The sequence below is a fragment of the Methylibium sp. Pch-M genome, from assembly GCF_004136295.1.
Taxonomy (GTDB): Bacteria; Pseudomonadota; Gammaproteobacteria; order Burkholderiales; family Burkholderiaceae_C; genus Methylibium; species Methylibium petroleiphilum.
Map to the genome: position 1 here is coordinate 1963348 of NZ_CP029606.1, position 18076 is coordinate 1981423.

21 protein-coding genes are annotated in these 18076 nt (G+C 69.2%); 10 read left to right on the forward strand and 11 right to left on the reverse strand.

Translation table 11 applies throughout. The features are described from left to right. The first annotated feature begins 13 nt into the window (after positions 1-13). Positions 14-640: a PolC-type DNA polymerase III gene (locus tag C1M51_RS09515; RefSeq protein ID WP_129449335.1), complete on the forward strand. Its 627-nt coding sequence runs from the start codon at positions 14-16 to the stop codon at positions 638-640. A 53-nt stretch (positions 641-693) separates the two neighbouring features. Beyond that, positions 694-1434 (forward strand): sigma-70 family RNA polymerase sigma factor, encoded by a 741-nt coding sequence (locus C1M51_RS09520; protein WP_129449337.1) that lies wholly within the window; start codon positions 694-696, stop codon positions 1432-1434. A gap of 32 nt (positions 1435-1466) precedes the next feature. Here C1M51_RS09520 and C1M51_RS19335 read toward each other — a convergent pair whose 3' ends face one another. After that, positions 1467-1601, reverse strand: coding sequence for a hypothetical protein (locus C1M51_RS19335; protein ID WP_256360033.1), 135 nt, complete (start codon positions 1599-1601; stop codon positions 1467-1469). A 173-nt stretch (positions 1602-1774) separates the two neighbouring features. Between C1M51_RS19335 and C1M51_RS09525 the strand changes: the two genes are divergently transcribed. The 3 genes from C1M51_RS09525 (at position 1775) to C1M51_RS09535 (ending at position 4545) form a co-directional block, all read left to right on the forward strand. Next, positions 1775-2803, forward strand: coding sequence for a M14 family zinc carboxypeptidase (locus tag C1M51_RS09525; protein ID WP_165349745.1), 1029 nt, complete (start codon positions 1775-1777; stop codon positions 2801-2803). Beyond that, on the forward strand, positions 2800-3582 hold the full coding sequence (locus C1M51_RS09530) for an alpha/beta fold hydrolase (protein WP_129449341.1): 783 nt from the start codon (positions 2800-2802) through the stop codon (positions 3580-3582). The genes C1M51_RS09525 and C1M51_RS09530 overlap by 4 nt, the downstream gene beginning before the upstream one ends. 147 nt (positions 3583-3729) lie before the next feature. Continuing rightward, positions 3730-4545, forward strand: a complete 816-nt coding sequence (locus tag C1M51_RS09535) for a transglutaminase family protein (RefSeq protein WP_129449343.1) — start codon at positions 3730-3732, stop codon at positions 4543-4545. Positions 4546-4564: 19 nt separating this feature from the next. Here the strand turns inward: C1M51_RS09535 and C1M51_RS09540 are convergent, their stop codons facing one another. Further along, on the reverse strand, positions 4565-5230 hold the full coding sequence (locus C1M51_RS09540) for an alpha/beta hydrolase (RefSeq protein WP_129449345.1): 666 nt from the start codon (positions 5228-5230) through the stop codon (positions 4565-4567). A 92-nt stretch (positions 5231-5322) separates the two neighbouring features. Between C1M51_RS09540 and C1M51_RS09545 the strand changes: the two genes are divergently transcribed. After that, positions 5323-5901, forward strand: coding sequence for an NnrU family protein (locus C1M51_RS09545; protein ID WP_036232234.1), 579 nt, complete (start codon positions 5323-5325; stop codon positions 5899-5901). A gap of 96 nt (positions 5902-5997) precedes the next feature. Here C1M51_RS09545 and C1M51_RS09550 read toward each other — a convergent pair whose 3' ends face one another. Continuing rightward, complete coding sequence (locus C1M51_RS09550) at positions 5998-6399, reverse strand: SWIB/MDM2 domain-containing protein (protein WP_011827657.1); 402 nt, start codon at positions 6397-6399, stop codon at positions 5998-6000. A 327-nt stretch (positions 6400-6726) separates the two neighbouring features. On the opposite strand from C1M51_RS09550, the gene C1M51_RS09555 reads away from it, so the two are divergent. Genes C1M51_RS09555 through C1M51_RS09565 form a run of 3 tightly spaced genes read left to right on the forward strand, consistent with a single transcriptional unit; the run spans position 6727 to position 8161 of the window. Next, a complete protein-coding gene (locus C1M51_RS09555; RefSeq protein ID WP_242500023.1) occupies positions 6727-7284 on the forward strand; it encodes a MarR family winged helix-turn-helix transcriptional regulator in 558 nt (185 codons plus the stop codon). Positions 7285-7330: 46 nt separating this feature from the next. Continuing rightward, positions 7331-7759, forward strand: coding sequence for an organic hydroperoxide resistance protein (locus C1M51_RS09560; RefSeq protein ID WP_129449347.1), 429 nt, complete (start codon positions 7331-7333; stop codon positions 7757-7759). 51 nt (positions 7760-7810) lie between these two features. Further along, positions 7811-8161, forward strand: a complete 351-nt coding sequence (locus C1M51_RS09565) for a phage holin family protein (RefSeq protein WP_011827660.1) — start codon at positions 7811-7813, stop codon at positions 8159-8161. A 39-nt stretch (positions 8162-8200) separates the two neighbouring features. Here the strand turns inward: C1M51_RS09565 and C1M51_RS09570 are convergent, their stop codons facing one another. Beyond that, positions 8201-9787, reverse strand: a complete 1587-nt coding sequence (locus tag C1M51_RS09570) for a M48 family metalloprotease (RefSeq protein ID WP_129449349.1) — start codon at positions 9785-9787, stop codon at positions 8201-8203. A gap of 206 nt (positions 9788-9993) precedes the next feature. On the opposite strand from C1M51_RS09570, the gene moaC reads away from it, so the two are divergent. Further along, positions 9994-10509 carry a cyclic pyranopterin monophosphate synthase MoaC gene (moaC, locus tag C1M51_RS09575; protein ID WP_129449351.1) on the forward strand — a complete coding sequence of 172 codons (516 nt, stop codon included), beginning with the start codon at positions 9994-9996 and terminating at the stop codon, positions 10507-10509. A gap of 19 nt (positions 10510-10528) precedes the next feature. On the opposite strand, the gene C1M51_RS09580 is transcribed toward moaC, so the two are convergent. The 7 genes from C1M51_RS09580 to C1M51_RS09610 all read right to left on the reverse strand — a co-directional run bounded on the left by C1M51_RS09580 (position 10529) and on the right by C1M51_RS09610 (position 17959). Further along, a complete protein-coding gene (locus tag C1M51_RS09580) occupies positions 10529-12085 on the reverse strand; it encodes a PglL family O-oligosaccharyltransferase (protein WP_165349669.1) in 1557 nt (518 codons plus the stop codon). 603 nt (positions 12086-12688) lie between these two features. After that, positions 12689-13180, reverse strand: coding sequence for a pilin (locus C1M51_RS09585; RefSeq protein WP_129449355.1), 492 nt, complete (start codon positions 13178-13180; stop codon positions 12689-12691). 217 nt (positions 13181-13397) lie between these two features. After that, on the reverse strand, positions 13398-14201 hold the full coding sequence (locus C1M51_RS09590) for a 3',5'-cyclic-nucleotide phosphodiesterase (protein ID WP_129449357.1): 804 nt from the start codon (positions 14199-14201) through the stop codon (positions 13398-13400). 213 nt (positions 14202-14414) lie between these two features. Continuing rightward, positions 14415-15077, reverse strand: coding sequence for an FHA domain-containing protein (locus C1M51_RS09595; RefSeq protein ID WP_011827668.1), 663 nt, complete (start codon positions 15075-15077; stop codon positions 14415-14417). A gap of 79 nt (positions 15078-15156) precedes the next feature. Continuing rightward, on the reverse strand, positions 15157-15966 hold the full coding sequence (locus C1M51_RS09600) for a Stp1/IreP family PP2C-type Ser/Thr phosphatase (RefSeq protein WP_011827669.1): 810 nt from the start codon (positions 15964-15966) through the stop codon (positions 15157-15159). 35 nt (positions 15967-16001) lie between these two features. Beyond that, on the reverse strand, positions 16002-17120 hold the full coding sequence (locus tag C1M51_RS09605) for a serine/threonine-protein kinase (protein WP_310733921.1): 1119 nt from the start codon (positions 17118-17120) through the stop codon (positions 16002-16004). Positions 17121-17254: 134 nt separating this feature from the next. After that, complete coding sequence (locus C1M51_RS09610) at positions 17255-17959, reverse strand: TerC family protein (protein WP_129449359.1); 705 nt, start codon at positions 17957-17959, stop codon at positions 17255-17257. Positions 17960-18076: the final 117 nt, after the last annotated feature.

Below are 18076 nucleotides of genomic sequence, written 5' to 3' on the forward strand. Positions count from 1 at the left end.
CGGCTGCCACCGCATGGAAACCATCGCCGTCATCGACTTCGAAACCACCGGCATCTCGCCCGGCCAGGGGGCGCGCGCCACCGAGATCGCCGCGGTGCTGGTGCGCGGCGGGCAGATCGTCGGCCGCTACCAGAGCCTGATGAACAGCGGCACCTGGGTGCCGCCCTTCATCGAGCAGCTCACCGGCATCAGCAACCGCATGCTGGAGCGCGCGCCGCCGGCCGAGCGGGTGATGCGCGAGGTGCTCGACTTCACCGCCGGCTGCCCGCTGGTGGCGCACAACGCGGCCTTCGATCGTGGCTTCTGGCAGGCCGAGCGCGAACGGGCCGGCTGCAACGAGGACGCTGCCCACGCGTTCGTCTGCACGCTGCTGCTGGCGCGCCGCCTCTACCCCGAAGCGCCGAACCACCGGCTCGGCACGCTCGCGAAGCTGCACGCGCTGCCCGACGGCGGCCGCGCGCACCGCGCACTGGCCGATGCCGAGACCACCGCCCACCTGCTGCTGCGCCTGCAGGACGACCTGCGCGCTCGCTACGCCGCCGAGCTGGCCGAGCGTGCGGTGAGCCATGCGCTGCTGGCGCGCCTGCAGCGGGCACAGCGCAGCGGCCTGCGGCGCTGCCTGGTGGAGGCCGGCGCGTGAAGCCCCGCAAGCCGGGGACTCAAGTTCCAGCGGCGGTGACCGACAACACGGCCATGGCTCCCTCCACCGCCGACACCGCGGCCACCGTGCGCAACGAGCAGTTGCACCAGCACGGCGCGCTGGTGCGCCGCATCGCCAAGCGCATGCGCGCGCGGCTGCCGGCCAACGTGGAGATGGACGAGCTGCTGCAGGCCGGCCTGATCGGCCTGAACGAGGCCATCACCCGCTTCGAGGAAAGCTTCGGCGCCAGCTTCGACACCTATGCCTCGCGCCGCATCGAAGGCGCCATGCTCGACAGCCTGCGCGCCGCCGACACCCTGTCGCGCGATGCCCGCGCCCACCAGCGCGCCATCCGCGCCGCGGTGCAGGCGCTCGAGCACCGCCTGCTGCGCCCGCCGCGCGCCATGGAAGTGGCCAGCGAGCTCGGCTGGTCGCTGGCGCGCCTGCACCAGCGCCTGGTCGAGGCCGGCGCCGCCGGCCAGCGCGCCGGCGATGCGCCGCTCGACGGCCTGGCCGACGAGGCCTCGGCCCGCGGCGCCGAGGACGACCTGCACGCCACCGCCGACGACCACGCCGACCCGCTGGCCGCGCTGCAGCGCCGCCAGCGCACGACGGCCCTCAACGCCGCCTTCGACACGCTCGAGGAGCGCGAGCAGTTGATGATGAAGATGATCTACGAGCGCGGCCTGGACCACCAGGACGCCGCCGAGTCGCTGGGCGTCAGCCCCTCGCGCGTGTCGCAGATGCACGCGGTGGTGGTGCAGAAGCTCAAGCGGCGGTTGAAGGACTGGTAGAGCCCTGCCCCGCGACGCGCGCTGCGGCCGCGTCAGGCCTTGCGCAGCCCCCGCCCCACCCAGCGCGAGCGGCACAACGCGACGAACTCCACCGCCCCCCACAGCAGCGCGCTGCCGAGGGCGCGCGCCGGAAGGCCGAAAGGCTGGCGTCGAGTGCGACGGTTCATGGCAACTCCCTGCGTGCGCCGGCCCCGGAACGGGCCCGTGTCGATGCACGCTAGCGACGCCGTGTGACGCCTTGATGGCAGCGCGATGAAGCCCGCCGTCGCGCGTGACGAAGGCCGTGCCGGCGGGCCTGCGCCGCTATCCTGAGGCCCCTGATGCCGGACCGCGCCGCGTGATGCCTCCCGAGCTGGCCGAACTTGCCGAACTCCAGCGCATCGTCCGGCAAGGCGGCGCGCACCTGCAGCAGCGCGTGGTGTGCGAGGTGAACGTCGGCGACGGCCGGCTCCTGCCGGTCCACGCCGTCACGCTGGGCAATCCCGACCCGGCGCTGCCGGCGGTCGGCTTCTTCGGCGGCGTGCACGGGCTGGAGCGGATCGGCGCCGAGGTGGTGCTGGCCTGCCTGCGCAGCGTGGTGAGCCGCCTGTCGTGGGACGTGCTGCTGCACCGCCAGCTCGACATGCTGCGCCTGGTGTTCATGCCGCTGGTCAATCCCGGCGGGCTGTGGCGCGGCACGCGCGCCAACCCGCAGGGCGTGGACCTGATGCGCAATGCGCCGGTCGACGCCGACGACCGCGCGCCCTTCCTGGTCGGCGGCCAGCGGCTCAGCGCCGGCCTGCCGTGGTACCGCGGCGCGCTGGGCGCGGCGATGGAGGCCGAGAGCCAGGCGCTGAGTCGCGTGGTGCAGGAGGAGCTGCTGACGCGGCGCTTCAGCGTCGCGGTCGACTGCCACTCGGGCTTCGGCCTGCACGACCGCATCTGGTTTCCCTACGCCCACACGGCGCGGCCGATCCCGCACCTGGCGGAGATGCATGCGCTGAACGCCCTGCTCGATCACGCGCACACCCACCACCGCTATGTGTTCGAGCCGCAGAGCCGCCAGTACCTGGCGCACGGCGACCTGTGGGACCACCTCTACCTGCGTGCCGTTGAGCAGCATCCCGAGCGCGTGTTCCTGCCGCTCACGCTGGAGATGGGCTCGTGGCTGTGGGTGAAGAAGAATCCGCGCCAGCTGTTCACGCGCCACGGCCTGTTCAACCCGCTGATCCAGCACCGCCAGCAGCGCGTGCTGCGGCGGCACGTGGCCTGGCTGGACTTCATCGCCCGCGCCGCCTGCGGCCATGCCGCCTGGCTGCCGCAGGGCGCGGCGCGCGAGCAGCACCAGGAGCAGGCGCTGGCGCGCTGGTACCGGGGGACGCGGCGGTGAGCCACGACGCCGTGCCCTGGGTGCTGCTGCGCGGCCTGACGCGCGAGGCGCGGCACTGGGGCGACTTTGCGGCACAGCTGCGCGCGCTGCAGCCCGGGGCACCGGTCATCGCGCTCGACCTGCCGGGCAACGGAGCGCTGCATGCGCAGCGCAGCCCGGCCAGCGTGCCGGCGATGGCGGCGCACTGCCGCACTGCGCTGCAGGCCCTGGGCGTGGCGCCGCCCTACCGCGTGCTGGCGATGTCGCTCGGCGCGATGGTGGCGGTGGCCTGGGCGCACGCGCAGCCGCGCGAGCTGTCCGCGGCGGTGCTGATCAACACCAGCCTGCGGCCCTTCGGCGCCTTTCGTCAGCGGCTGCGACCGTCGCAGTACGCGATGCTGCTGCGGCTGGCGCTGAGCGACGCCGATGCGGCCGAGCGAGAGCGCCGCATCCTGGCAATGACCAGCCGGCGCTGCTTCGAAGATGCGGAACACGACGCGCTGCTGAGCGCGTGGACGGCGTGGCGGCGCGAGTGTCCGGTATCGCGCGCCAATGCGCTGCGGCAGCTGTTCGCCGCCGCCCGTTTTCGTGCGCCGCCGTTGCGCCCGCCGGTGCCGCTGCTGGTGCTGGCGAGCGCACAGGATGCGCTGGTCGACCCGCACTGCTCGCGCCGATTGGCGCAGGCGTGGGCGCTGCCGATCGCCGAGCACCCGGGCGCGGGCCACGACTTGCCGCTCGACGACGGCCCCTGGGTCGCGCGGCAGGTCGAGCGTTTCGTGTGCGCCTTGAAAGCGCCCTAGCGGCTCGGCCGGTTGGCGTCCGACAGCGACGCGGCGTGCTGTCTCACAACGTCTTGCGTCATTTGCTGCGGTGGGTGCGCCGCTCGCGGCGCACACTCGGTCGACAGGCGCTCGATCTCCCGGCGTCCCTTCCTCAGGAGTCGCGCCGTGCTGATCAAGATCGGGTTCGACATCGAGCTCTCCGTCGCGTCGCCGACGGCGCTCATCCACCTGCTGCACGTGCACCCCACGCGGCGCGACGACCTGGTGACGCCCGAGAACTTCTGGATCACGCCCTTCTTCGGCAACGACGAATACGTCGACAGCTTCGGCAACCACTGCGGGCGCGTCAACGTGCCGCCGGGCGTGGGCTCGGTGCGCTTCACCAACGACGCGGTGGTGCGCGATTCCGGCCTGCCCGACCCGGTGGCCTACGGTGCCTGGCAGCACGATCCACGCGACCTGCCGTTGGCCACGTTGCAGTTCCTGCTGCCCAGTCGCTACTGCGAGGTCGACAGCGAGCTGCTGAATTTCGCGTGGAACCAGTTCGGCCGCACGCCGCCGGGCTGGGCGCGCGTGCAGGCGATCTGCGATTTCGTCCACGGGCACATCCGCTTCGACTACCAGAACGCTCGCGCCAACCGCACCGCCCTGGAGGGCTACCGCGAACGCACCGGCGTGTGCCGCGACTTCGCCCACCTGGCCGTCACGCTGTGCCGCTGCATGAACATCCCGGCGCGCTACGTCACCGGCTATCTCGGCGACATCGGCATCCCGCCGGTGCCCTGCCCGATGGATTTCAGCGCCTGGTTCGAGGCCTACCTCGGCGAGCAGTGGTACACCTTCGACGCCCGCCACAACCAGCCGCGCATCGGCCGCATCGTGATGGGCCGCGGCCGCGACGCCGGCGACGTGCCGATCACGATGGCCTTCGGGCAGAACCAGCTGCTGCGCTTCGAGGTGACGACCGAAGAGGTGTTCTGACCCGCCGGCCGCCCTGGCCTCAGGCCAGCACGCGCAGCAGCCAGCGGTTCAGGTCGGCGATCTCCTCCGGGCACACCGAGTGCGGCATCGGGTACTCGTGCCACTCCACCGCATAGCCCAGCGCCTGCAGCGCGTCGCGCGAGGCGGTGGCGCGCGGCAGCGGGATCACCGGGTCGGCGCGGCCGTGGGCCAGGAAGATCGGCACATCGGCGTTGGCCGCGCTGCGCTCGTCGGCGGTCACTGGCGCCAGCGGCAGGTAACCCGAGAGGCCGGCCAGGCCCGCGAGGCGCTCGCCGTGGCGCAGGCCGGTCAGCAGCGTCATCGCGCAGCCTTGCGAGAAGCCGGCCAGCACGATGCGCGAGCTGGGGATGCCGCGCGCGTTCTCGCGCTCGATCAGCGCACGCACCAGTTCCAGCGATGCACGCAGCCCGGCTTCGTCCTCGCGGCGCGGCCCGTCGGTGCCGAGGATGTCGTACCAGGCGCGCATCACGTAGCCACCGTTGATCGTGACCGGCCGCGTCGGCGCGTGCGGGAAGATGAAGCGCGCGCCGCCGACGGCGTCGAGGTCGAGTTCCTCGCAGATCGGCACGAAGTCGTTGCCGTCGGCGCCCAGGCCGTGCAGCACGATGACGCTGGCGGCCGGTTGGTCGGTGGTCTGGATCTCGATGCAGTCGAGGGTCGTCATCAGCGGCTTTCGGTGGGTTCCCGGTGATCCTACCCGTGGCACGCCCGCGACCGAGGCTGCGTTACGCTCGCGCGCAACCACCGGAGTCCGTCATGCTCGTCCTGATCCTCGGCCTTGTTCTCTTTCTCGGCACGCACTCGGTGCGCATCTTTGCGGAGCCCTGGCGCACGCGCACGTTGGCGCGTGCGGGCGAGGCGCGCTGGAAGGCCGCCTATGCGGTGGTGTCGCTGATCGGCTTCGTGCTGCTGGCGTGGGGCTACGGCCTGGCGCGGCAGCAGCCGGTGCTGCTGTGGACGCCGCCGGTTGCGATGCGCCACATCGCCGCGCTGCTGACCCTGGTGTCCTTCGTGCTGCTGGCCGCCGCCTATGTGCCCGGCAATGGCCTCAAGGCGAAGCTGCGCCATCCGATGGTGCTGGGCGTCAAGGTCTGGGCTCTCGCGCACCTGCTGGCCAACGGCACGCTGGCCGATGTGCTGCTGTTCGGCGGCTTCCTGGTCTGGGCCGTGCTGTGCTTCCGTGCCGCGCGCGGCCGGGACCGCGCTACGGGGGTGGCCACCCCGCCCGGCCGCGCCGGGGCGACCGCGATCACCGTGGTGGTTGGTGCCGTGGCGTGGGCGGTGTTTGCGTTCTGGGCCCACGGTGCATGGATCGGCGTGCGGCCGTTCGGCTGACGCGGCAGCCGCTGCGCGGTGGGCTGCCTCGGACAGGCGCCCACAAAAAAGCCCGGCCGGGGCCGGGCTTCCGATGCGGTCACGAGGACCGGCAGCTCACTTGAGGTGGCTGTTGACGAGCTTGGTCATCTCGAACATGTCGGCCTTGGCCTTGCCGAAGACTTCCTTCAGCTTGGCGTCGGCGACGATCACGCGCTTCTGCACGGCGTCCTGCAGCTTGTGCTTCTTGATGTATTCCCAGATCTTCTTGGTCACATCGGTGCGCGGCAGCGGCTTGTCGCCGACGATCGCGGCCAGCGCTGCGCTGGGCGTCAGGGCCTTCATGAAGGCGGCGTTCGGCGTGCGCTTCTTGGCCGGAGCGGCCTTCTTCGCGGGAGCCTTCTTGGCGGGCGCCGCCTTCTTGGCCGGAGCGGCCTTCTTCGCCGGTGCCGCCTTCTTGGCCGGAGCGGCCTTCTTTGCCGGCGCCTTCTTGGCGGCGGCCTTCTTCGCAGTTGCCATTTGAATCACTCCATCAAAAGTTGTTGATGTGCTGGGCCCCGGGCGATAGCCGCATGAGCTCTCATTCTCACAGCGACCCTGCGGCGCGAATGGTACTGCGCGTGTGCTGCATTGAGAAGCAGTTTGTCCATGGAAAACGCGCATTGCTGCGGGCTGGCGGCCCGTTCTGTCGCTGCCGGGCATCACTTGGGACGCTGCGAGCCATGATGCAACGCCGCATTGAACGCGCGGAACGAGAGGCCACACCGCGATCGGAAGTCCCCTTTTTGAATGTTGGCAATTCTATTGTGTGCAATTCAATTGTGAGATCGGCGCTAAAGTTCGTCCATGGCCACGCACCGCACCCCGACCAGACCGTTGCTCGACAGCGCGGTGCGCGCGACGGCCCGTCGGCCGCTGCGGCGTGCGCGGCGCCGGCCGGTAACGGCCGCGCCCGCGTCTGCACTGGCGCTCGATGCGCAGCTGTGCTTTGCGCTCTACTCGGCGTCTCTCGCGATGACCAAGCGCTACCGGCCTCTGCTCGACGCCCTGGGGCTGACCTACCCGCAGTACCTGGTGATGCTGGCGCTGTGGGAACACGACGGATCGAGCGTGTCTTCGCTCGGTGAACGTCTGTTCCTCGACTCCGGCACGCTGACGCCGCTGCTCAAGCGGCTGCAGGCCGCCGGGTGGCTGACGCGCGAGCGCGCCACCGACGACGAGCGCCGTGTCGTCGTCACGCTGACACCTGCCGGCCGCGCGCTGCGGCGGCGCGCGCTCGGGATCCCGGCGGCGCTGGCCGAAGCCTCCGCCTGCTCGCCTGGCGAAGTGGCCACGCTGACCACGACGCTGCAACGTCTGCGCGCGGCGCTCCACCACGGCACCGAAGTTTCCGCCGCGGCCTGAACGACAGAAGGCCGCATTCCACCCCCTGCTCCTGAAAGGACCGACCATGAACAAGATCGAGAACGTGCTCTACCGTGCCCAGGCCACCGCCACCGGCGGCCGCGAGGGCCGCGCCGTGTCGTCGGACAAGGTGCTCGACATCCAGCTGTCCACGCCGAAGGAACTGGGCGGCGGCGGCGGCCCCGGCACCAACCCCGAGCAGCTGTTCGCCGCGGGCTATTCGGCCTGCTTCCTCGGCGCGATGAAGTTCGTGGCCGGCCAGAAGAAGCAGGCGCTGCCGGCCGACACCACCGTGACCGGCAAGGTCGGCATCGGCGGGATCCCGCAGGGCTTCGGCATCGAGGTCGACCTGGCGATCAGCATCCCCGGCATGGCCAAGGCCGACGCCGAGGCGCTGGTCGAGGCGGCGCACGGCGTGTGCCCGTACTCGAACGCCACGCGCGGCAACATCGAGGTGCGGCTGAGCGTGGTCTGACGCGAGCGGCATCCGCGCAGGATCCGCGGCTCGCCGTGTATCCTGCGCGCCATGAAGATCCTCGTCCGATGGCTGCTGCTGGCGGCCGCGCTGCTGCTGGTGGCCCATCTCTACCCGGGCGTCGTGGTGCAGAGCTTCGGTGCCGCGATGATCGCGGCGCTGGTGCTCGGCCTGTTCAACGCCGTGCTGCGCCCACTGCTGGTGCTGCTGACCCTGCCGGTCACGCTGCTGACGCTGGGCCTGTTCCTGTTCGTCATCAACGCGCTGATGTTCTATTTCGCCGCGAGCGTGCTCGACGGCTTCAGCGTGCGCGGCTTCGGCGCCGCCCTGATCGGTTCGCTGATCTACAGCGTGTGCGGGTTGGTGATCGACGCGGCGATGGAGCGGTTGTTCAGCCGCTGAGGTGCCGGCGGATCGTGCCGTCGCTCCGACGCGCCGACCTCAAAGCTCACCGCGCTCCTCGGCAATGATCTGCCGACGCTGCAGCTCCAGCTCGCGCAGCCGGGATTCGAGCACCGAGGCCTCGATGAAGTCGCTGCCGGTCGCCGTGCGGGCCAGCTTCTGCGCGGCGCGCAGCCGCTCGACGGCGCCCTGCACGTCACCGACCGCCGCGCGCGACTCGGCGTCCGCGCGCACTGCCCGCAGCCGCTGACCCAGCCGTTCCCACAGTTGCGCAGCGCTGCCCCAGGCCAGCGCGTCCTGCCGGTGGACGGCCACCCAGGTCTGAAGGCGGTCGACGGCCGCGCGCTGCATCTCGGGCGGGCTGCCCGGCAGCAGTGCGCGTTGCGCCTGCGCGAGCAGCAGCGTGCGGGAGTCCTGCCCCCCCGGCGCGGCCAGCAGGCTACCGAGCACGGGGTCGGCGCGCATGCCATCGCTGCGCACCAGCAGACCTTGCAGCGTCAACAGCGCCAAGGCATTCATGGCGTCCTTGTCGCCGTCCGCCAGCGGGCGTGCAGCGCTCAAGGCCGCGTCGGCGCGCGAGAAATCGCGCCGCAGGATCGACGCCAGCGCACTGCCGTACAGCGCCCCCAGCCGGTCGGCGGGCGCGGCGACGGTGGCCAGGGCCCGCTCGGTGTCGAAGTCCTGGGCGCGCTGGAGCGCGCTGTCGCGCGTGTCCATCAGCACGCGGGCGCGGGCCTGCATCAGCACGTGCAGCAGCGGCCGGGGCGGCGGCGCGGCATTGGCCACACCGAGGCGCGAACGGGCTTCGCCGATGCGTTCGGTGGTCAGCGGGTGGCTGCGCAGGTAAGGGTAGTTCTGGCTGTCGTTCAGGCGCGAGGCCTGCAGCAGCTTTTCGAACATCGCCGGCATGCCGGCCGGCGAGTAACCGGCGCCGGTGAGCACGTTGAAGCCCACGCGGTCGGCCTCGCGCTCGGCATCTCGCGAATAGTTCAGCTGCCCCTGCACCGCCACCGCCTGCCCGCCGGTGATCAGCGCATTGGCGGCCTCAGGGCTGCGGCTGGCCGCGAGCACGCCGAGAATCAGCCCGGCGATCCCCGCCAACGAGGTGAGCTTGTTCGCGCCCACGCTGCGCGCGATGTGCCGCTGCGTCACGTGCGACAGCTCGTGCGCCAGCACCGAGGCCAGCTCGGCAGGCGTCGCCGTGATGGCCATCAGGCCCAGGTGCACGCCCATGTAGCCACCCGGCAGCGCGAAGGCGTTCACCGTGCGGTCGCGCACGAGGAAGGCTTCCCACGCGAAGCGCTCGTCCAGCTCGGTCGGGATGTTGCCGCGCTCGCGCGACGACACGATGAGCGCGCTCATCATGGTCTGCACGTACTCGAGCAGGATGGGGTCGTCCAGGTAGTCCGCGTCGCGCCGGATGTCGCGCATGATGCGGTCGCCGATGCGGCGCTCGTTCGGCACCGAGATGTCGTCGGATGCGCTGTCGCCCAGGGCCGGCAGGTTGTTGCGCGAGCCTGGGCTGCCCTGCTGCGCCAGCGCAGCGGGCGCTAGGCCTTGTGCGGCTAACGTCAGGCTCAGGACGAGCGAGAAGGCCCGAACGGGCAGACGACGAAGCTCAGTCATCAGACGATGTGCAACTCGCCGACGCGATGCAGCCTCGGAGCCCGGGAACCGGGGCTTGCTTTGGCGTTGGGCTGGCGATGGAGAAAGGTCGGTTCCATGAGGTCGGTCAGACGGTAAGCCACAGCTAAGACCTTTCGAGAGCAAGGCAGTTCAGCAAGACGTGCGTCTATGATGCCGCAGCCCTGTTTCCCATTGTTGCCGCAGCCATGAGCGTCGCCCCCAAGTCATCTTCACCGGCCAGCGGACTGACCCACTTCGACGCCCAGGGCCAGGCCCACATGGTCGACGTGTCCGCCAAGGCGGCGACGCACCGCGTGGCGGTGGCCGAGGGCTGGATCCGCATGCTGCCGGCCACGCTCCAGGTCGTCGCGCAGGGCAGCGCGAAGAAGGGGGACGTGATCGGCATCGCACGCATCGCGGCCATCCAGGCTGCCAAGCGCACGGCCGAGTTGATCCCCCTGTGCCACCCGCTGCCGTTGACGCGCGTGGCCGCCGAGTTCGAGATCGATGAGACCGCCACTCGCATCGCCTGCCGCGTGACGGCCGAGACGCTGGGGCCCACCGGCGTGGAGATGGAGGCGCTGACGGCCGTGCAGATCGGCCTGCTGACCATCTACGACATGTGCAAGGCGATCGACCGGGGCATGGTGATCGAGGGCGTGCGGCTGCTCGAGAAGCATGGCGGCAAGTCGGGATCGTTCGTCGCGGATCCCGCGGGCTGACAGGGCCAGGGTCTTCGGCTTAGGGCTCCAGGTCGCGCCAGGTCAGCGCCACCGGCGCAGTGCGGCACTGGAAGGGCGGCGCCGGGTTGTCGGCCGTGCAATCCTTGAAGTAGGCCTGTGCGTCGTCGCGCCGGAACTCCCGCAGCCGCTGAGACGCATACAGCGCCTCCGCATCGCGGCCATGGGCCTTCAGCGCCTCGATGTACGCGAGGAGCAGACGCACATCGACCAGGTGGTGCAGCGGACGGCGAAAGCTCGCCAGCGCCTGATCCTTCGGCTCGTTGGTCACCGCGGCGTAGTCGGCGTGATGGCCGAACAGCAGGCTCTCGCGTCCGACGGCGATGCGTTCCGCCAACGGCCCGGCGCCGGCCGGCGGCGCGAAGATGACCTCGATGCGGCGGTGGTCCCAGGCGGCATAGGCGGCACCGACGATCATCAGTGCACCGGCCGCACGCACAAGGAACGTCGACCACCGCGCCATGATGGCGACCGCCGGACTCGCCGGTGCATTGAGATCGGTAGCCGGCTCCTTTGCCGGCGCCGACCCGAGAAACACGCCCAGCGCCCAGGCTGCCGGCAGCAGGAAGTAGGCGTACCACAGCGGGTACTCGAGCAGGCTGTGCACCCCCAGCACCACCAGCATCACGAAGGCCGCGCGCGCCGGATGGCCCCGCTTTTCGCCTGCCACCCGCCAGGCTCCACGTGCGCGCCAGAGCGCCCAACCGAACAGGCCCAGCACCAAAGCCGTGGCCGGCAGGCCGATCTCGACCGCGAGTTGCAGAGGGAGGTTGTGCGTGTGGTCGAAGAAGGCGACCGGCCGGTCAGGGAAAGGCGTGAAGGTCCAGGCGAAGTTGAAGTTGCCCCAGCCGACGCCAGTCCACGGGTTCTGCGCGATCAGCGTCAGCGCGTTGTGCCAGATGGCGAAGCGCGAGCTGCTGATGTCGCTGCTGGACTGCAGGCGTTCCGCAGCATAGAAGTGGGCGTGTTGCCATGCAGCGTATTCGGCCAGACCGGCCCAGAAGATGAGGTAGGCCACAGGCGTCAGCGCGAGTGTCCATCGCGCTGCGCGCGGCAGCGAGCGGTCGACCACGGCCCACAGCAGCAGCACGCCGAGCGACAGCGCCCCAGTGCGCGATGCACTTAGCGCCACTGCCAGTACCATAGCGATGAGCGACGTGGCCGCCCATGACCCTCGCAAGCGGCCTTCCTGCCACAGCCACGCGGTCATCACTATCGAGCACAGCAAGGCTGTTGCTAAGTGATTGGGCTGGCGCATATTGCCAACGGCGCGCCCGGGAGAGCCGTTGTTGGCGACTAAGCTGCTATCGACAAACTGCGGCACGAAGTATTGAAGTGCCGCCACGACCACGCACAGGAGACCAGCCAACCACCAGGCGCCGGCTGTCCAGAGGTTCAGTTCGGCGCGGCGTTGTAAGGTGGTACTCAAGATCAGAGCGCACGCAGCGATCAAGATAAAGGCATCCCCTGCCCGATGGGCAGCGACGTTCAAGACCGACAGCGCGGCGCACGCCGCAAGCGATGCGATCGCGGCGGCGCTTGCGTCGCTTGCGCTCAAGTGCGGTGGGAATGTCGCATCAGAAGACCTATAAAGTCCACCCGTCAATAGCAAGACTAGGCCCCAGGCGCTCACACAAACTAACTGGTGATGAATGACGGAGTCGGGGACAGCCGTCAGAGGGAGTAGTAGCGGAAGGCCAACCGAAGCAAAGACAGTCAGCGCTTTGATGACTTGTCGTGGCAGCGCGATGGGCATGCTGTTGGCGTTCGATTTAGGATGGGTGCTGACTCGACGCTACGCTACGCTAAATTGAGAGGTGAGGAATCTCGTTCTCACGTTCGTGCTGAGGCCCGTGCGACCCGGCTGCGAAATGCGAGCTATGAAACAAGCGCCCTGGATGTCACAAAGACGTGCCGAGGCTCGGAAGTGGGCGCGCTTTGCGCCTTAATGGTCTTCGTTTTTTGGGTAACGTATGCGCCCGCGAAAAATGCGAAGAAGTTCTAGCCACGCGCACGTTACAAAACAATGGATGTGTGCGATCTTGCGATGCATCAACGCTGGAGCATTCTGAGAAAGTAGTTCTCTGCAGTTCGCCCAGCGACAAAAAGCGGCCTGAAGGCCGCTTTTTGTCTAAGAACAATGGTCAGGGGGTAGTGCGAATTACAAACCGCCCAGAATCGCTTGGCGACATGAAGCGGGGAAGTACTTCAGCGTGGCGCCAGTGCCGCTTGTACCGCAGGACCAACCAGCGACCGCAGTACCAGCAGTCGCAAGAGCGGTGGTACGAGCCGTGTCAGAAGTCGGTTGCAGCATCAAGGTCAAAGCATCGGCAGCCGACCCAGTGCCTTGCACGGTGACAGTAATCCGTCCAGTGGTATTGCTAACAGTCAAACCAGTCGCGTACTTGGTCGCAGTCGTGCTGCAACCTGCCTGATCGGCATCTGCCGGAAACGCGTTATTCGTTTGAAGGAACTCTGCCACAGCTGTCTTGCAACCATCGGCCGCAAGCATCACTTCCGAAATCTTCGCCCGAATCGTGTAGTCCTGATAAGCCGGCAGGGCGACGGCCGCCAAAATGCCGATGATCGCAACGACGATCATCAATTCAATCAGGGTGAAGCCCTTCTGCACAGTCTTCTGAATGCGGTTCATGGTCTGGTTTCTCCTTGAGCGGTTGGGGAGCAGGTTGCGGACGGCTTCGTACAGGCAGCGTTCATGCCAAGCCTACCAAAGCGCCGAGCGTGCGCTAGAACACAGGTGGAACGCTCGAAACTCCACTAGGCAGACAGTTCGCGTCACTCTGAACAGTGGATGGCCCAACAAAAGCGCCGGGAGCTGACGTAATTCGTCGCATCGAGCGAGCCTCGAATCACAACTTAAACACCAACCCCTTCACCAACGGCTCCACCCGGTGCGCCGTGTCGATGGCCCGGATCTGCGCCACCACCGCCGCCACCTCGCCGGGTTTGGGGTGGGTGATGTGCACCGGCACGCTGCCGTCCAGCTGGGCCAGCTCGGTGGCCAGGCTGCTGGGTGCCAGGTGGCCGCTCAGGTCGGCGAGCCAGCGCTCGTCGTCGCCGAACGCGGTCTCGATGATGAGGTGGGCGATGCGCCGGCCCTTCAGGGCCGCCCACAGCGCCGGGTTGGGTCCGGTGTCGCCGCTGTAGACCCACCAGCCTTCGTCGCTGTCGACGGCGAAGCCGCAGGCTGGCACGGTGTGCGATGCCGGCAGCACTTCCACGCGGCGCTCGGCATCGCCGCGGCCGAAGCGCAAAGTGTCGCCAATGGCGAAGGGCAGCAGCCGGATGATCGGGTAGGCGGCGCTCGGGATGCTGGTGAAGTCGGGCCAGAGCTGGCCGTTGAAGAGGTGGGCACGCAGCGCCGCCAGCGTCTCAGGCAGTCCGTGCACGCGGATCGGTCCGCGCTCGGGCTGCGCCAGCCGCAGCTTCATCACGCTGTCGGCGAGCAGCGGGATGGCCAGCACGTGGTCCAGGTGGGAATGCGAGACGAGGATGTCGTCCACGCGGGCCATCGCGTCGAGAGCTAGGTCGCCCACGCCGGTGCCGGCGTCGATCAGCACGTTGTCGTCGAGCAGGAAGGCGGTGGTGCGGCTGCCCGATGCGATGGAGCCGGAGCAGCCGAGCACCTGCAGGCGCACGGGGGCGCGGCTCATGGAGATACCACCGTCGATGCGGCGGCAGGGGGCGGCAGAACAGGAAACGTCACCCGGAGATGGTGCCGCCGGGCCGAACGGTGGGCAAGCGCTGCGCTGTGCGATGCCTCACGGCGCGGCCAGCGGCGCGCCGGGGGCCGGTGCAAAGCGGTCGCGCGGCGGCATTAATGCCTGCAGCGCCGTCCCGGGCGGACGAGGCGGCCCGAGGCCCGCTCAGTTCTGCACGAACTGCATCTGCGTACCGGCGAGTTCGATCACGTCGCCGTTCTTCAGATGCACGGGGTCGCTGCTGACCTCGCTGCCGTTCACCGTGGGGCGGCTGCCCCCCTCGACATGGGCGAACACGTAGCCGCCGGGGCGCTTGGTGATGGACGCGACCTGCACGCCGGGCTTGCCGACGGTCGTGACCACCTTGGTCAATGCCACCTCGCGTCCCACGGCGGCCCCGTTGAGCACCTTGATCAAGGCCGAGCTGGTGCCGGTCAGCGCCGCGAAGTTGGTGTTGCTCATCGGCGCGGTGTGCTGGAAGTTCGGTGCCGTGGCCGCCGCACCCGGCTTGATGATCATGGTCTTCTCGTAGTCCGAGCTTTCGACGCTCAGGTACTTGATCTTGTACTTGCCGATCTCGACGGTGTCGTTGTGCTGCAGCAGCTGCTTCTTCACGGCCTTGCCGTTGATGTAGGTGCCGTTGGTGCTGTTGAGGTCTTCGATGAAGACGTCCTGGCCCACCATCTGCAACACGGCGTGCTCGCCGCTGACGGCCAGGTTGTCGATCACGATGTCGTTGTAGGGCCGGCGACCGAGCGTCGTCTTGTCCTTGGTGAGCTGGACTTCCTTGATGACGACCCCGTCCAGCGATACGACCAGCTTGCCCATGCGTGACCCCGTGCGTCTGACTTCTGATGTAGTGGAACCCGGCGACCTGCTGCGCGCCTGAATGTCCGGACGCCGCCCCTCAGCGGCGGAACGGCCACCAGGCCCGCGACACCGGCGCGGTGCCCGAAGCGCGCACCAGAACGACCGAGATGTTATCCCGTCCGCCGGCGTCGTTGGCAGCCTGGACCAGCGCCTGGGCGGCCTGCGGCAAAGAGTCGTGCTGGCGCAACACGGCAGCGATCTGCTCGTCATCGATCATGTCCGACAACCCATCGGAGCAGAGCAGGATCCAGTCACCGGGTTGGGTCTGGTGCAGGTGCGTCTCCAGCAGCACGGTGTCCTCGACACCGACCGCCCGGGTGACCAGGTTCTTGTTGTTCGAGGCCGCCGCCTGTTCGGGCGTGATCAGGCCGGCATCGAGCTGCTCCTGCAGCAAGGAGTGGTCGCGGGTGATCTGCGACAGCTCGCCCTCGCGCCAGCGGTAGCCGCGCGAATCGCCGATGTGCCCGAGCAGCAGCCGCGCGTCCCTCAGCACGGCCACCACGAGCGTCGTGCCCATGCCGGCGTATTGCGGGTTGGAGTTGGCGGCGTTGAAGATCGCGCGGTTGGCGTTGTCGACGCAGATGTCCATGGCGCGCCGCACGTCGGTGTCGGTGGCCTGGGCGCTGGCTTCGCTGAGCCAGCGGCCGAGTTCGGCCTTGATGAAGCTGGTGGCCATGCTGCTGGCCACCTCGCCGGCGTTGTAGCCGCCCATGCCGTCGGCAAGGACCGCCAGGCCTGCGGCCTCGTCGATCACCACCGCGTCTTCATTGTTGTTGCGCGATCGGCCAGTGTCCGTGGCACTGACGAACTCGAAACGCAGGGCAGGAGGGGTCGGGAGCGTGGGCATCGGAAAGCGACTGAGCGCGCCAGCGCGCGCGAACACTAGGGATTGTGCCCGGCTTCTGGCGCGCCGGGCGCCGGACGGGCGCTGCCGGACGGCGCGTCGGCAGGGGAGGCTGCCGGCTCCCGTGCCTGCTCGCGCAACTGGACCAGCACCGCGTGCAGATCGGCGGCCATCGCCTCGCCGTCGGCGTAGCGGATCTCCGGGCGCTTTTCCAGCGCCAGGGCCACGATGTCGGCCAGCGCCGCCGGCAACTCGGGTCGCAGCGTGCGCACGTCGGGCGCCACGTCGTTGGCGATCGACCGGATGAGCTCGGCCATCGACTCGGGCCGGTGCGGCAGCGCGCCGGTCAGCAGCTGGAACAGCGTGACGCCCAGGGCGTAGAGGTCGCTGCGGCCGTCGACGCGGGCTCCCGCCATCTGCTCCGGCGACATGAACGACGGCGTCCCCAGCACGATGCCGGTCCGCGTCTGCGTCGAGTCGATGATGCGGGCGATGCCGAAGTCGGTGACCTTCACCATGCCGCTCTTGAGCTCGACCATGATGTTGGCCGGCTTGATGTCGCGGTGCGTCACGCCCTGACGGTGGGCGTAGGCCAACGCCTGGGCCACGCGGGCGATGATGCCCAGCACGGCGGGCACCGGCAGCAAGCGGCTGGGTTGGGTGAACTCGCTGAGGTCGCGCCCGCTCAGCAGTTCCATCGCGATGTAGGCGGTGCCGTCCTGTTCGCCGGCCTCGCGGACCGAGACGATGTCGGGGTGCTGCAGCCGGCCGGCCATCTGGGCCTCGCGGAAGAAGCGCCCGCGGGCGTCCTCCAAAGCGTCGCCGTGGAATTCGCGGCCGAGCGCCATGGTCTTCAGTGCCACGGCTTCGCCGGTGCGCTCGTCGCGGCACAGCAGCACGGCGCCCATCGCGCCGTGGCCGATGTCGCGCTCGACCACATAGGGTCCGATGCGGCGCTGTTGCGCGTCGAGGACGCGCGGGTCGAGCACGGTGTCGGCCGCTGTGTCGTGCTGGGTGCTGACGAAATGGAATCCCGGCGCGCGGTCCCCGGCGCGCCGCGGGGTCAGCGCCGTGCGTCGCCGATGGCGCCAGAGCCACAGCAAGCCGGCCGCCGCGGCGGCTCCCAGCGCCAAGCCTACCCAGAAGACGCCCGTCATGCGGCGGGCACTGCGCCGGCAGTTGCCGGGCAGAGGGCGGGCGGGCAAGTGCCCGGTGCGCGGTGGCGGAGCGGCGGTGTCGCAGCGAGGGGGAGGGGCAGTGCCATCCCCCAACCTTAGCAGGCCGCGCGCGTTCAGGCGCTCGGCGCTGGCTCGCGACTGCGTGCCACCCACTTGCCGATCGCCAGCACCAGCAGCGCGCCGGCGATGCCGGCGGTGTACTTGAGGGTGTCGGTCTGGGCGACCAGGTGCGTCACGGCGGGGTCGGAGACGGCCATCGTCCCGGCGATCCAACCCAGCAACATGCCGCCGACGGTGATGATGATCGGGAAGCGGTCCATCAGCTTGAGCACCAGCTGGCTGCCCCAGACGATGATGGGGATGCTGACCAGCAGGCCGAAGATCACCAGCGGCATCTTGTGGTCGCCGCCGGCGCTTTCGGCGGCACCGGCGATGGCGATCACGTTGTCGATGCTCATCACCAGGTCGGCGACGATCACGGTCTTGATGGCGCTCCACAGCTTGTCGCTGCCCTGGATGTTGCCGTGGCCGTCCTCATGGTCCGGCGCGAGCAGCTTGACGCCGATCCACACCAGCAGCACGGCCCCCACCAGTTTCAGGTAGGGGATGGCGAGCAGCGTCAGCGCGAAGAAGATCAGGATGACGCGCAGCAGGATGGCGCCGGCGGTGCCCCACAGGATGCCCTTGGTGCGCTGCGCCGCCGGCAGCTGGCGGCAGGCCAGCGCGATGACCACGGCGTTGTCGCCACCGAGCACGATGTCGATCAGGATGATCTGTCCCACCGCGACCCAGAAGTCCGGGGTCATGAACTGTTCCATCTGGCTTCCTTCTGCTGCGCTGTGCGGGCCGTGCCCACGGACCTCGGGCAGTGTAGAGGCCCCTCACCCCGGCGCGGCTTGCGGAGACTACGCATGCGGACGACCGCTTGGCACCGG

Excerpts from the sequence above, each read along its gene's own strand:
- C1M51_RS09555 (WP_242500023.1), top strand. The coding sequence starts at position 6,727 with ATGGCCACGCACCGCACCCCGACCAGACCGTTGCTCGACAGCGCGGTG.
- C1M51_RS09585 (WP_129449355.1), bottom strand. The coding sequence starts at position 13,180 with ATGAACCGCATTCAGAAGACTGTGCAGAAGGGCTTCACCCTGATTGAA.
- C1M51_RS09550 (WP_011827657.1), bottom strand. The coding sequence starts at position 6,399 with ATGGCAACTGCGAAGAAGGCCGCCGCCAAGAAGGCGCCGGCAAAGAAG.
- C1M51_RS09570 (WP_129449349.1), bottom strand. The coding sequence starts at position 9,787 with ATGACTGAGCTTCGTCGTCTGCCCGTTCGGGCCTTCTCGCTCGTCCTG.
- C1M51_RS09605 (WP_310733921.1), bottom strand. The coding sequence starts at position 17,120 with ATGACGGGCGTCTTCTGGGTAGGCTTGGCGCTGGGAGCCGCCGCGGCG.
- C1M51_RS09565 (WP_011827660.1), top strand. The coding sequence starts at position 7,811 with ATGAAGATCCTCGTCCGATGGCTGCTGCTGGCGGCCGCGCTGCTGCTG.
- C1M51_RS09560 (WP_129449347.1), top strand. The coding sequence starts at position 7,331 with ATGAACAAGATCGAGAACGTGCTCTACCGTGCCCAGGCCACCGCCACC.
- C1M51_RS09540 (WP_129449345.1), bottom strand. The coding sequence starts at position 5,230 with ATGACGACCCTCGACTGCATCGAGATCCAGACCACCGACCAACCGGCC.
- C1M51_RS09600 (WP_011827669.1), bottom strand. The coding sequence starts at position 15,966 with ATGCCCACGCTCCCGACCCCTCCTGCCCTGCGTTTCGAGTTCGTCAGT.
- C1M51_RS09610 (WP_129449359.1), bottom strand. The coding sequence starts at position 17,959 with ATGGAACAGTTCATGACCCCGGACTTCTGGGTCGCGGTGGGACAGATC.
- C1M51_RS09545 (WP_036232234.1), top strand. The coding sequence starts at position 5,323 with ATGCTCGTCCTGATCCTCGGCCTTGTTCTCTTTCTCGGCACGCACTCG.
- C1M51_RS09520 (WP_129449337.1), top strand. The coding sequence starts at position 694 with ATGGCTCCCTCCACCGCCGACACCGCGGCCACCGTGCGCAACGAGCAG.
- moaC (WP_129449351.1), top strand. The coding sequence starts at position 9,994 with ATGAGCGTCGCCCCCAAGTCATCTTCACCGGCCAGCGGACTGACCCAC.
- C1M51_RS19335 (WP_256360033.1), bottom strand. The coding sequence starts at position 1,601 with ATGAACCGTCGCACTCGACGCCAGCCTTTCGGCCTTCCGGCGCGCGCC.
- C1M51_RS09525 (WP_165349745.1), top strand. The coding sequence starts at position 1,775 with ATGCCTCCCGAGCTGGCCGAACTTGCCGAACTCCAGCGCATCGTCCGG.
- C1M51_RS09595 (WP_011827668.1), bottom strand. The coding sequence starts at position 15,077 with ATGGGCAAGCTGGTCGTATCGCTGGACGGGGTCGTCATCAAGGAAGTC.
- C1M51_RS09590 (WP_129449357.1), bottom strand. The coding sequence starts at position 14,201 with ATGAGCCGCGCCCCCGTGCGCCTGCAGGTGCTCGGCTGCTCCGGCTCC.
- C1M51_RS09515 (WP_129449335.1), top strand. The coding sequence starts at position 14 with ATGGAAACCATCGCCGTCATCGACTTCGAAACCACCGGCATCTCGCCC.